Origin of the sequence: Aeromonas bivalvium, from assembly GCF_046078285.1 — a bacterium.
GTDB lineage: Bacteria > Pseudomonadota > Gammaproteobacteria > Enterobacterales > Aeromonadaceae > Aeromonas > Aeromonas bivalvium.
Map to the genome: position 1 here is coordinate 168,267 of NZ_JBGXBV010000006.1, position 12,147 is coordinate 180,413.

General features: G+C 62.2%; 9 protein-coding genes and 3 tRNA genes. 3 read left to right on the plus strand and 9 right to left on the minus strand.

The genetic code is table 11. From position 1 onward, the window contains the following. Nucleotides 1–22: 22 nt before the first annotated feature. From ACEUCR_RS15030 to ACEUCR_RS15060, 7 genes are all read right to left on the minus strand, one after another. A complete protein-coding gene (locus ACEUCR_RS15030; protein ID WP_408791174.1) occupies nt 23–823 on the minus strand; it encodes a transglutaminase family protein in 801 nt (266 codons plus the stop codon). After that, the gene (locus ACEUCR_RS15035) at nt 820–1,746 is read right to left on the minus strand and encodes an alpha-E domain-containing protein (RefSeq protein ID WP_041998740.1); all 927 of its coding nucleotides are present in this window, start codon (nt 1,744–1,746) and stop codon (nt 820–822) included. Before ACEUCR_RS15035 ends, ACEUCR_RS15030 begins: the two co-directional genes overlap by 4 nt. After that, nucleotides 1,740–3,176 (minus strand): circularly permuted type 2 ATP-grasp protein, encoded by a 1,437-nt coding sequence (locus ACEUCR_RS15040; protein WP_408791177.1) that lies wholly within the window; start codon nt 3,174–3,176, stop codon nt 1,740–1,742. The genes ACEUCR_RS15035 and ACEUCR_RS15040 overlap by 7 nt, the downstream gene beginning before the upstream one ends. Before the next feature lie 350 nt (nt 3,177–3,526). Continuing rightward, a complete protein-coding gene (locus ACEUCR_RS15045) occupies nt 3,527–5,239 on the minus strand; it encodes an acyl-CoA dehydrogenase family protein (protein ID WP_408791180.1) in 1,713 nt (570 codons plus the stop codon). A gap of 172 nt (nt 5,240–5,411) precedes the next feature. Further along, a tRNA-Asn gene (locus ACEUCR_RS15050) sits at nt 5,412–5,487 on the minus strand. Between the two features lie 2 nt (nt 5,488–5,489). Next, nucleotides 5,490–5,565, minus strand: a tRNA-Asn gene (locus ACEUCR_RS15055). Between the two features lie 204 nt (nt 5,566–5,769). Beyond that, the gene (locus tag ACEUCR_RS15060) at nt 5,770–7,173 is read right to left on the minus strand and encodes a Na+/H+ antiporter NhaC family protein (protein WP_408791183.1); all 1,404 of its coding nucleotides are present in this window, start codon (nt 7,171–7,173) and stop codon (nt 5,770–5,772) included. A 406-nt stretch (nt 7,174–7,579) separates the two neighbouring features. Here ACEUCR_RS15060 and dauA point away from each other — a divergent pair, with 406 nt between their 5' ends. Both dauA and ACEUCR_RS15070 read left to right on the plus strand, forming a co-directional pair. Continuing rightward, complete coding sequence (dauA, locus tag ACEUCR_RS15065; RefSeq protein WP_408791186.1) at nt 7,580–9,304, plus strand: C4-dicarboxylic acid transporter DauA; 1,725 nt, start codon at nt 7,580–7,582, stop codon at nt 9,302–9,304. A 282-nt stretch (nt 9,305–9,586) separates the two neighbouring features. Next, nucleotides 9,587–9,674, plus strand: a tRNA-Ser gene (locus ACEUCR_RS15070). Between the two features lie 430 nt (nt 9,675–10,104). Here ACEUCR_RS15070 and ACEUCR_RS15075 read toward each other — a convergent pair. Further along, complete coding sequence (locus ACEUCR_RS15075; protein ID WP_392445054.1) at nt 10,105–10,563, minus strand: hypothetical protein; 459 nt, start codon at nt 10,561–10,563, stop codon at nt 10,105–10,107. After that, nucleotides 10,560–11,276, minus strand: a complete 717-nt coding sequence (locus ACEUCR_RS15080; RefSeq protein WP_392445056.1) for a winged helix-turn-helix domain-containing protein — start codon at nt 11,274–11,276, stop codon at nt 10,560–10,562. The genes ACEUCR_RS15075 and ACEUCR_RS15080 overlap by 4 nt, the downstream gene beginning before the upstream one ends. Nucleotides 11,277–11,531: 255 nt before the next feature. Here ACEUCR_RS15080 and ACEUCR_RS15085 point away from each other — a divergent pair, with 255 nt between their 5' ends. Continuing rightward, nucleotides 11,532–11,936, plus strand: a complete 405-nt coding sequence (locus ACEUCR_RS15085) for a hypothetical protein (RefSeq protein WP_408791189.1) — start codon at nt 11,532–11,534, stop codon at nt 11,934–11,936. Nucleotides 11,937–12,147: the final 211 nt, after the last annotated feature.

Consider the following 12,147-nt stretch of genomic DNA (forward strand, 5'->3'; position numbering starts at 1 on the left):
CCCGCCAGCGCTTTTCGGGCCCTCATTGCTGCTGCCCATCCAGGCGGGTGACCCGCGCCTGGCTCTGCAACTGCTCGCAGCCGCCACCGTAGCGCACCCCGCGCACCGGGCAGGCATCCAGATAATCCATGCCGACCGCCAGCTTGAGGTGCTCGCTGGCGGAGCAGGTGAGGTTGGTCACGTCGAAGGTGTGCCAGCGTTCCTCGATCCACACCTCGGCCCAGGCGTGCATCGCCACGTGGCTGCTGTCCTGGCTGTAGAGGTAACCGCTCACGTACCTGGCCGGCAGGCCGGCATGGCGGCAGCAGGCCAGGAACACATGGGTGTGGTCCTGGCAGACGCCGCTGCCCGAGGCGAGGGCCTCGTCGGCGCTGAAGGTGGCGTCCGTGCTGCCGGGCTGATAGGGCATCAGCGCCAGGATGCGTGCCATCAGCCCCTGCAGGTCGGCCTGGGTGGGCTCGGAGGGCAGACACTCCTGCGCCAGGGCGCGCAGGGCCTCGCTTGGGCAGGTGAGGGCGGTGGGCCTCAGGTAGCTCAGGGGGGAGATGAGGGAGTGCTCCTCATCGTCCTGGGCGTCGTCGCGGATCTCCACCTCGCCGTGGGCGCGGATGAGGATCCCCTCGTGGGGGGACTCCAGGCTCAGCACGTGCAATATGTTGCCGTAACCGTCCGTGGTGCAGGTGGCCTCCCCAGGCAGCTCCAGCTGCCAGGAGAGGATCTGCTGGCGGGCCGTGCTGTGGGGAGTCAGGCGCAGGTACTGGGTACTGCGGCGCACCACGTCGGCATAGTGGTAGCGGGTCTGGTGATCGATGATGAGTCTCATAATACCTCCAGGTAGGCGGCGTGGATGCTCTGGCCGATGGCGCCGATGTCGCCGAGGAAATCCCTCAGGTACGCCTGCATGCCGAGGGCGAACACATCCTCGATGGTGCCATAGGTCAGATGGGCGTTGAGTATGGTGGTGAGGCGCCGGGGCGCCTGGCCGGCGTTGCCCTCGATCTGGGCCAGGATGTGCTCCATCTCGTCGAGGCAGGCGCGCAGGGAGCGCGGCACCTCGTTGCGCAGGATCAGCAGCTCGGCGATGGAGGCGTGGGAGAGGGTCTTGTAGAGGGTCTGGTGCGCCTCGTAGGCCCCCACCGAGCGCAGCAGGGCGTTCCAGCGGTAGAACTCGCGCACGCTGTCCTCGTCCTCCCGGATCACCTGATACTTCACGGTCAGGATGCGCGCCGTGTTGTCGGCCCGCTCGATGAAGGTGCCAAGGCGCAGGAACCAGAGCACGTCCCCGCGCATCATGGTGCCATAGGTGGCGCCGCGAAACTGATGGGAGCGCTCCTTGATCCAGTCGAAGAACTCCTGGGCCTGGCCGCTGGAGAGCCCCGCCTTGCGGCGCCTGCGGATCTCTATCCAGGCGGCGTTGATGCTCTCCCACACCTCTCCCGGGATCTTGCCGCGCACCCCGTGGGCATTGTCCCTGGCCATGCGCAGGCAGCTGAAGATGCTGCTCGGGTTCTCCTCGTCGAAGCAGAAAAATTGCAGCAGGTTCTCCATGTTCACCTGGCCGTAGCGGGCCAGGAAGGGCTCGTGGGTGCCGCTGATAGTGAGAGGGGCCACCAGCTCGCTGTGATCGGCGTCGATGGAGGGCATCAGCGACATGGTCTGGGTGACGTCCAGCATGCGGGCCGTGTTCTCCGCCCGCTCCAGGTGGCGGGACATCCAGTAGAGTTCGCTTGCGGTGCGGCTCAGCATGGGTTGCCCTCCATGACCCAGGTGTCCTTGGTGCCGCCGCCCTGTGAGGAGTTGACCACCAGGGAGCCTTCGGTGAGGGCGACCCGGGTCAGGCCACCCGGCACCAGACGAAGCTCCTGCCCGGTGAGGACGAAGGGACGCAGGTCGATGTGGCGGGGGGCGATGCCCGCCTCGACGAAGGTGGGGCAGGTGGAGAGGGATAGCGTCGGCTGGGCGATGTAGTTGTCGGGGCGCGCCTTGAGCAGCTCGCGAAAACGGGCCAGCTCCTCGCGGCTGGCGCAAGGGCCGATCAGCATGCCGTAGCCGCCGGCGCCATGGACCTCCTTGACCACCAGCTCCTCCAGGTGCGCCAGCACATAGGCCAGGGCATCGGGTTCCCGGCACTGCCAGGTGGGGACGTTGTTGAGGATGGGCTCCTCGCCCAGATAGAAGCGGATCATCTCAGGCACATAGGGGTAGATGGACTTGTCATCCGCCACCCCGGTGCCGATGGCATTGGCCAGCACCACGCCGCCAGCGCGGTAGACAGAGAGCAGGCCGGGCACGCCGATGAGGGAGTCCGGGTTGAAGGCGAGGGGATCCAGGTAGTCGTCGTCGATGCGGCGATAGATGACATCCACCCTTTTCAGCCCAGTGGTGGTGCGCATCAGCACCTGACCATCCTTGACCACGAGATCCGCGCTCTCCACCAGCTCCACCCCCATCTGCTGGGCGAGGAAGCTGTGCTCGAAGTAGGCGCTGTTGAAGCGTCCTGGTGTCATCACCACCACGCAGGGGTTGTCCACCGGGCTGCTCTCGCGCAGGGTCTGCAGTAACAGGGCCGGGTAGCGCTCCACCGGGGCGATGGGCTGGTTGTGAAACAGCTCCGGGAAGAGGCGCATCATCATCTTGCGGTTCTCCAGCATGTAGGAGACCCCGGAGGGGGTGCGCAGGTTGTCCTCCAGCACATAGTACTCACCGTCGTGGTTGCGGATGATGTCCACACCTGTGATATGGACATAGGTATTGCGGTGCAGGTCGACCCCCTGCATGCAGGGCTGGTACTGGGCGTTGGTGAGGATCTGGGCGGGCGGGATCACCCCCGCCTTCAGGATGCGCTGATCGTGATAGATGTCGTGCAGGAAGGCGTTGAGGGCGGTGACGCGCTGGCGGATCCCCTTGTCCAGATGCTGCCACTCCCGGGCGGGGATGATGCGGGGAATGCTGTCGAACGGGATGAGACGCTCGGCGCCGTCCCCGTCCCCATAGACGTTGAAGGTGATGCCGACCCGGTGAAACAGCAGATCGGCCTCCTCACGCTTGCGTTCTATGCTCTTCTCGTCGGTTTGGTGCAGCCACGCCAGATAGGCGTGGTAGTGATCGCGAAACTGGTTGTCGGCGAGCAACATCTCGTCGTAGCAACCGGGTCCGGGCGGCTTGATGGGTAGCATAGGCAACTCCTTGTGACGTCCCTGAGATCAGGAATTGCAAGGGCTGTGCCAGTCAACTGAGTCGCTACGAAGGCCGATGTCAGTGATTTTTTATCGAAAAATCATATGGATGACTTTTATGTCAGCAAGGGCCAAGGCAAGGCGCACCAGACTGGTACCCCAGAGAGGGTAAGCCTGCGCCATCTTGTGGCGATGGGCCATGGCGGCAAGGGGCGAGCACAGCGGGAGACAGGTGCGGGAGGCGAACACCCTTGCCCCGCGCTGGGGCAGGGGGAAAGAGCCCGGCCGATGGCCGGGCTTGGGGTGATTCAGGCACCGGGATCTGAGGGACGGCCTGCCGGCCTCATGACTTAACGTTCTGGCAGGGGATCACGCAGGGACGGCGCCAGGGCAAACCAGGCCGAAGCCAGATCCGGGCTGCCCAAGGGCGTCGCGGCCATGAGGTCACGAACGTCAAACTCGTCTGGCACGCGGGCGGCGTGACGGGCCCAGACAAGATCCAGGCTGGCTTCCTGCTGTGCGGGCAGGGCGGCAATCTCGGCGGGGCTGCATAGCCCGTGGTGCAGGAGCTGGGGGGCATAATCGAGCATGAGCTGCTCCCGCCAGGCGGTGCGGATGTCGTCCCTGCCCCCCAGGTAACGCAAGGCTTCCAGGTTACCAGCAAGCCAGCCGAGGCGGGCCGCTTCGCAGCCGAGGTCGTGCCAGGTGGCCAGCTTGTCCGTTGCATCGGCCAGTTGCTGACTCATCTGTCGGCGCATCCGCAGCAGCAGTTGGCCCAGGGGTGTGCCGTCATCCAGGGAGGCATCAGGCCAGGCCAGCATATCCTTTGCCACCTTCATCAGGACGGGCATGCTGTCTCCCTCGGCGGTACCCACCAGATCGCACAGTTGCAGGGTAGGAGCGATGCGATTTCGCAGGAATTTCCCCTGGGCACCGCAACGAGCCATGCAATGTTGCAGAGACTCTCGCATCAGTTCGACGGCGATGGCCTTGACCATGCCGGCGTCGGTCGGAAAGCGGGGGCAGTGCCGTCCATCCGGCAAATGTCGCTGCTTTATCCCCTCATACAGCGCCATGGCGGCCAGCCCCGTCACATAGGCACGAGTGAGTATCCGGCGGTGCAGGGCATGGTGCGCCAGCGGTATGACCCGCCCGTTGTGGGCGTGCAACGGGCGCTGCACGGCGTACTGGATGGCGAGGGCCAGGCTCAGTTTCAAGCCGGGGATCAGGGAGGCAGTCAGCACCAACTTGCCCCAGTCGACGCGGCGCAGGGAACTGAAGAAGATCTCGCGCTGACTGGCAAGACGAGAGTGAAAGATGCCCCCTGTACTGATGTCGTGCTCATGACCCTTGAGCCATGCCCAGCGGGGGAGCCTCACCCGCTCGAAGGTGATGATGGCGTGATCCACCACGTCGAAGTAGGGGAGATCGAGCACGTCCGGATCAGAGACGCTGACCCCCTGGCACAGTGCGCCACGGGCATCCCGGCAGGGCACCAGAAAGGGATGAATGCCGCAGTCCTGCTCGCCGACCCACAATCTGGCCATTACCACGCTGCTCTTGGGTTGCCCTTCCAGGGCGATGTAGGGCATGAACTTGGCGGCATGCCGATGGGGCGTGTGGAGGATAAAACTGTCAGTGGCCCTGTCGTAGCGGGCTTCGGTTGCCATGCTCATGGCATTGTTGCCACAACCCAGCTCGGTGACCAGATAGAGCCCGTGAGTGCGCAGGGCCAGAGCCTCCTCAATCTGGCCGATGATCTCTGGATGGTGCCGGTCCCCCAGCTCCAGCAGGGTGCCGAGATAGAGATTGTAATGACTGGCCAGCAAGGGGCAGAGCCCCCCTTGCCGGGTCAGGCAGGGAGACTCCATCAGGGTGAGGAGGGGGGCCAGGTCGTCAACTATGTCCTCCTGCCCGAGTCCAGCAGTGCTGGCGACCCTGTGGAAAATCCCATAGATGGCGCGGGTCCGTGCCGCCTTGTCGAGGGCGTGCAGGTCGGGAAAGGCGGCGTCGCAGAGCGCCAGGGCATGCAGGCGGCTCGCCAGTGATTCCGGGTGTGACATGATGGCTCCTTGATCATGCCCGGGCCGGGGGGCCAGGGTCGAACCAATCATAGTAACCAGGATCTGCATGAGACCACGCAGTGGCGAAGGGTCAAGACCATATAGGGGGGCGGAGCCGGGGAGCAGCGTCCAAAAACGAAAAAGCCCAGCCAAAAGGCCGGGCTTTAGAAGATGGCTCCCTCGACAGGACTTGAACCTGTGACATACGGATTAACAGTCCGCCGTTCTACCGACTGAACTACGAGGGAATTGGCTCCTCCTACTGGACTTGAACCAGTGACATACGGATTAACAGTCCGCCGTTCTACCGACTGAACTAAGGAGGAATTGCCTGTCTCGTCGAGACGAGGCGCATATTAAAGAGCCGGGGCGCGGGTGTCAAGCCGCCCTCCGGCTGCAAATATCACTTTTGGTGTCGTTTGCCGAAAAGTTGGCCGCTATGGGACATTTTCAGCACAATCAACACCTTGTTCGCCATTAGTGCCCAACTATCAATTACCTGGAGAGGTGGGCACAGGGCCCGCCTGCAATCAGGCGATGATGATGAAGCCAACAAACGCCATGGCGGCGGTCAGCAGGGCGTAGGGCAGCTGGGTCACCGCATGGCTCACCAGATCGCAGCCCGAGCCCTGGGCGGCCAGCACGGTGGAGTCGCTGTAGAAGCAGGCCTGACTGCCAAACGAGGAGGCGGAGAGCAGGGCCCCTATCACCAGGGGGATGTCGGCGCCGACCGAATGGGCCAGGGGCATGACGATGGGAATGGTGACCGCGAAGATCCCCCAGGAGGAGCCGGTGGCAAACGCCAGTACCGCCATGGAGACGAACACCACGGCGGGCAGCAGCTGGGGCGTCATGTAGGGCGTCAGGCTGTTGATCACGTATTGGGGCAGCTGCAACTGATCGCACACGTCCTTGAACACGAAGGCGGCGATGACGGTGCCGATGGCGGGCAGCATGGTTTTGAAGCCGTCTATCATCTGCTCCATCATCTCCGCCAGGGGCATCAGGCGCTGGGCCTGGTAGTAGGGGATGGTCAGCAGCAGGGTGACCAGCAAGCCCTTCCAGATGTCGATGTCGAAGTAGACGGTGAAGCCGACCAGCATGGCCATGGGCACCAGGAAGTTGTGCAGCTTGCCACCGCGATCGGCCTGGGCGAACTCCTCCTCGATGGACTTGACCGCATAGCTGTCCGGGGTCAGCTCGGCGTCCTGGGCCAGCTCGCCGTCGCTCACCCGCATGGCGCCGACGCTGCCGTGCCGGGCCCGCAGTTCGGCCCGCTTCATGGGGCCCATGGCCGGCACCACCCCCAGGATCACCAGCAGCACCATGAGCACCGCCAGCCAGGCGTAGAGCATGTAGGGAATGGCCTGGAAGTAGACGCCGATCCCCTGGCCTGTGGCGGCCACGCCGTTGTTCTCCAGCAGGCCGCCGAAGAAGACGGCCCAGGTGGAGAGGGGCACCAGCACGCAGACAGGGGCGGCGGTGGAGTCCACCACATAGGCCAGCATCTCCCGGGAGACCTTGAAGCGATCCGTGACCCGCTTCATGGTCTCCCCCACGGTCAGGGCGTTGAGGTAGTCATCGATGAAGATGACCAGACCCAGCACGAAGGTCATGAACAGGGAGGAGCGAGGCCCCTTGGCCAGCCTGAGGGCCTGCTGGCCGAATGCCATGGCGCCGCCGGTGCGAACCAGCAGGGCGATGAGGGAGCCAAAACTGCCGCACACCAGGATCAGCCAGCCGATGGTCTCATCCTGCATGGTGCGCAGGGAGACCTCGGCGAAGGTGTTGAGGGCATCGAACGGGTTGGCGCTGAGCAGCAGCAGGCCCGAGACGGTACCGACGATGAGGGAGAGAATGGGGCGGCGCAACCAGATGGCCAGTGCCAGCACGACCACGGGGGGAATGAGACTCAGGGCTGTCGGTTCGGACATGCGCATAGGGTCCTTGTATCTGGACCGGCCTTGGCCGGCATGGAAAAGAGGGTGCCCGGCAAGGGATGTCGGGCGGCAACACTGCTTCTTGTCGGGATGACGAGGGGAGGGTCCCTGCACCGTCACCGGCTCCGGCCAAAACATCGGCGCAGAAACTAAGGCTCATCCCGGACCGAGTCAACCCAAAAATCCGGAGAAATCGGCAAAAGTCGTCAAAATGGCGGCGAACGGCGCAAATTCACGGCAGGGTCGTCGTTTCATTGATCCCGGCCATCGAAATCGCACCGGCTATCGGTTAAGGTTGCACAGGATACCATCGCCGCGTCGACCCCGTTGCCGGCCCTTGATGATGATCGGGCGCCGACCCCGTCGGCCTTTGTCTCTCTGTTCTGGTATGACGATACCCATGCACACTCAACAAGCACCACTTCCCGTGAGGCTCGCCGTGGCCTTGCGCCAATCCTGCCTGGATGAACCCTACACCCTGACCCGACTGGGTCGCGATCTGGTGGCGGGGATCACGGTCGGCATCATCGCCATCCCGCTGGCCATGGCCCTGGCCATCGCCAGCGGCGTGCCGCCCCAGCACGGCCTCTACACCGCCATCATCGCCGGCATCGTCATCGCCGTGACCGGTGGCTCCCGTTACTCCGTCTCCGGCCCCACCGCCGCCTTCGTGGTGATCCTCTACCCGGTCGCCCAGCAGTTCGGGGTGGGGGGACTGCTGGTGGCGACCCTGATCTCGGGCTGCTTCCTGGTGGCCATGGGCATGGCGCGGCTCGGGCGCCTCATCGAGTACATTCCCCCTTCGGTGACACTGGGCTTTACCGGCGGCATCGCCATCGTGATCGCGACCTTGCAGATCAAGGATTTCTTCGGCCTGCGGGTAGCCGATATGCCCGAGACCTATCTGGGCAAGGTCGAAGCCCTGGCCCAGGCCCTGCCGAGCTGGCAGTGGGGAGACACGCTCGTTGGGGTGGCGACCCTGACGGTCCTGCTGCTCTGGCCCAGGCTCAAGCTGCCGGTGCCGGGTCATCTGCCCGCCGTGCTGGTGGGGGCCGGGCTTGGCATCGCCCTGCACGGGGCCGGGGGCGAGGTGGCCACCATCGGCAGCCAGTTCCACTATCTGTTACCGGACGGCAGCCAGGGGGCGGGCATTCCCCCCATCGCCCCCAGCCTGCTGCTGCCCTGGTCCCTGCCCGGACCCGATGGCCAGCCGGTGAACTGGGATCTGGCCGCCATCGAGCGACTGCTGCCAGCGGCCTTCTCCATGGCGATGCTGGGGGCCATCGAATCCCTGCTCTGCGCCGTGGTGCTCGACGGCATGACGGGTCGCAAGCACAGCTCCAACGCCGAGTTGGTGGGGCAGGGGCTGGGCAACATAGTGGCCCCCTTCTTTGGCGGCATCACGGCCACCGCCGCCATCGCCCGCTCTGCCGCCAACGTGCGGGCCGGGGCCAGCTCCCCTGTCTCTGCCATCATCCATGCCCTGGTGGTGCTGGCCGCCGTGATGGTGCTGGCCCCCTGGCTCTCCTGGCTGCCCCTCTCCGCCATGGCGGCCCTGTTGCTGCTGGTGGCCTGGAACATGAGCGAGGCGCACAAGGTGATCGAGCTCATCCGCCGCGCCCCCGGCTCCGATGTGCTGGTGCTGCTGGTCTGTCTGTCGCTGACCGTCATCTTCGACATGGTGATTGCCATCACCTTCGGGGTGATCCTGGCCTCCCTGCTGTTCATGCGCGAGATAGCCAGGATGACCCGGCTGCAGAACCTGGGGCAGCACAAGCGCCATCAGCATCAGGTGCCCGAGCAGGGCCTGCTCTATCGCGTCAATGGTCCACTCTTCTTCGCCGCCGCCGAACGGGTCTTTGGCGAGCTGGCCGAGCAAGTGCAGGGCCACCGTCTGCTGGTGTTGCAGCTGGACGCCGTCTCCATCCTGGATGCGGGGGGGCTCTCTGCCTTCCTCCACTTCGAGCAACAGATGGCCAAGGCCGGGGTGTGTTTACGCATCGCCGAACTGCAATTTCAGCCCCTCAAGACCCTGGCCCGTGCCAACGTGGCGCCGGTGGCGGGCAAGCTGGAGTTTTACGGCTCACTGGAGGAGGCATTGGCGGGAGAGCACGCCCCCGGATAAACGGGAAAGAGGGGGCGTAAAGAGGGAAGTTGCCAAGATTTTCGGCAATTGGCGCATAACTTGAGCAAACGGCAAGAAAAGCAATAAATTGCGTTGACCGGCCCAGCGTCATCCCTTACATTACGCCCCGTTCCAGCGCAACAGCGCAGCGAACCCGTGTTGGCTGAACACGTTAAATGACAGACCAGAATTTGGTGCGGTGTCCGAATGGCTGCCCACCGATGAAGTCGGCAAGATGCGCGCGCAGCGTGATCCGAAAGCCACTTCAAGAAGTAAAAATTTGGTGAGGTGTCCGAGTGGCTGAAGGAGCACGCCTGGAAAGTGTGTATACGGCAACGTATCGAGGGTTCGAATCCCTCCCTCACCGCCAAATAAAACAAAAGGGCCCGTCGAAAGACGGGCCCTTTTGTTTTATCCGGTGACGGGCGGCTCGGCTCGGCCTCTGGTTGACAGGCGGTCAGGATGATAGCCCGTCTGGATGATGAGAGGCTGCCCGCAGTGCGAGCGGCGGGAGCCCGGGATGGCAAGAATCCATCCGACCCACCGCCAGATGTTAAAAACCGACCATCAGGTCGGTTTTTTTGTATGTCGCGGTGAGAGAAGGTGTCGACCTGCACGTGTGTTCATCATTACACCCGGTATTTCCACACGGCTCAAGATAGATAAAGCACCTCACTCATGAGAGCCATGCTCATCATATTGATGCAGCCTCTGATTGAGGCACATGATCAAGATGTGGGACGGCGGATATATGAAGAGTCACCCAAACTGGCTCGCCATCAAGGGAGGTGGTTGCCACATCACGGGCTGCCAAATATTGAATCCATCAAATGAATGGGGCCTTCTCGAGTTGCTAGCAAGACATCGTGGTGAGGCGCAGTCTGAAACAGCGCGATCCTCTTTTCATCGATAGGCAGCCAAGCATAATTGAGCAGATGGAAAGACGCTTGGGCCTGGTTGTAATGATCCAGTTTACTGTCGCTGCCATCTCCGGCTTTTAACTGACGACGTTCTTGAATGATGAAGAGTAATTGATCCGCCACGGCAAGCTGGAAGGCTTTGACCGACCATTCGGCACCAGAGCGGTTATCCGTTTCGATGAAATGAGCCTGGCCCCAACGACACACACCGTAATAGCTCAGGTCGCCGTCGGTGACACGCATTTCATAGTTGCATCCCATGCTGTTCATCAACAGCAAGCCAATGCCCAGACCAAGCAGCAATATCGGAGAAAGAAGCAGCAGCAGACTTGCTTTCATGGGGAAGCGACCTCCACCCTGTCAACGATCAACCAGTGTCGGCCTGAAACCAGCAGCAATTGCCCTTGATGCCGCGCAGGCCACTCCGCCTGACGCAGCTCGCTGTTGTCCACTACGCATGTCTCTCCTTGTTCATCCTTTGCACACCTGACATCGATCCACTCCTTGTAAATCAAGGGCCCCAGCAGGATCAGAAACCCAAGCAGCAGCAGATTGATGGCCTTGAGCCCGATCATCAGGGAGGGCCACAACCGCTTGCTCTGCTTCGAGGTCTGCGCCTGTGACGGATCAAGTGCCGTGCTCACCTCGGATAATGGCCCCTCCTCGACAGGGGGCTCCTCCTGTGTCACCGGGGACAGCGGTACAGCCGCGGGTTCTTCCATCTCCATCAGGGGGACAGACAACGCAAGCAAATAGCCTTGGCGTGGAATATTGCGGATCTCAATCTGGGGAGGCTCGGTGGTTAATTGTTTGCGCAAGTTGGCAATCGCCACGGGCAATGCATTCGCGCTGACCGGACGCCCCTGCCAACCCAGCTCAGTCAGTGTCTCTTTGGCGCACAAGGTATCTGGATGACTCAGAAGATGCTGCAATATGGCGACCTCCGCCCCGGCCAGACGCACGGTGATCTCTCCCTCCGGGGTGTGTTTGAGCAAGCGTCTGTGCGCGCCATGCAGGATGAAACTACCGAATTGAAGCCGGGTATTGGGCACCTGTCACTCCTTGATGTGGGCCTATGGTCGTCAAAAGAAAGCAATGCCTGACTAGAAATCTCTTTAAAATCATGAGTTTTATAATTTTTTATAATTTTTAATAAGTGTACCTCAGCCCCTGTTACCTGCCAAAGTGCCTCTCATCGCCAAAGTATGGATATGCCTGATCACCCTAGGGGATTGCGTCGTCACATGTCGCTAGAGCAGCCATCCATACTGGCACCAATTTCTTAACCCTTGCAATTGGAAGACACCATGAAAGTACACATGCTAGCCCTGGGAGTGATCATGAGCGTGGCCCTCAGCGGTTGCCAGAATCCGAATGCCAACAAGGTGTTGTTGGGCGCCGCTGCCGTGGGGGCTGTGGGTACCGCTTACTATGCTGGCCGCAAACATGAAAAACACAAATCCGACGACAAGAGTGAGGACAGCTATCGCAAGGACGATAGCTATGACCCGAGCCAGCTGGTCGATAAAAGCCTCAGCCGAGCAGAACGTTCGTTGAGTCACCACGGCTATTACCGTCAGCAACAAGAAAACAAGCACGGCAACCAGATTGCTTATTGGAACAACCGCGATAGCCATCATTGCATCAAGTTGAAGTCTCGTGATGAAAAAGTGACGGCGGCCCAGCGTAACCATGGCCATGGTTGCAGTTAAAGAAAGGCTGCTGCTTGCTTCTCTGATATTGCTGCTGGGCTCCGGTAACGGCATGGCCTATCGGAGCGCGGAGTCGGCCTCTTCATCGGCGGCCCACACGTCAGAACAGCCAACCCACATTGCAGATGAGAACTGTAATACGCCTCTTGCAATGGGCGTCAGGGCAGCGCGGCGAGCCACTCAACGTCAATATTGTCGACCCAACCTCAGA

What these genes read in the sequence shown, in the direction of transcription:
- ACEUCR_RS15040 (WP_408791177.1), bottom strand. Translation starts at nt 3,176, where the DNA reads ATGCTACCCATCAAGCCGCCCGGACCCGGTTGCTACGACGAGATGTTG.
- ACEUCR_RS15075 (WP_392445054.1), bottom strand. Translation starts at nt 10,563, where the DNA reads ATGAAAGCAAGTCTGCTGCTGCTTCTTTCTCCGATATTGCTGCTTGGT.
- dauA (WP_408791186.1), top strand. Translation starts at nt 7,580, where the DNA reads ATGCACACTCAACAAGCACCACTTCCCGTGAGGCTCGCCGTGGCCTTG.
- ACEUCR_RS15085 (WP_408791189.1), top strand. Translation starts at nt 11,532, where the DNA reads ATGAAAGTACACATGCTAGCCCTGGGAGTGATCATGAGCGTGGCCCTC.
- ACEUCR_RS15030 (WP_408791174.1), bottom strand. Translation starts at nt 823, where the DNA reads ATGAGACTCATCATCGATCACCAGACCCGCTACCACTATGCCGACGTG.
- ACEUCR_RS15060 (WP_408791183.1), bottom strand. Translation starts at nt 7,173, where the DNA reads ATGTCCGAACCGACAGCCCTGAGTCTCATTCCCCCCGTGGTCGTGCTG.
- ACEUCR_RS15045 (WP_408791180.1), bottom strand. Translation starts at nt 5,239, where the DNA reads ATGTCACACCCGGAATCACTGGCGAGCCGCCTGCATGCCCTGGCGCTC.
- ACEUCR_RS15035 (WP_041998740.1), bottom strand. Translation starts at nt 1,746, where the DNA reads ATGCTGAGCCGCACCGCAAGCGAACTCTACTGGATGTCCCGCCACCTG.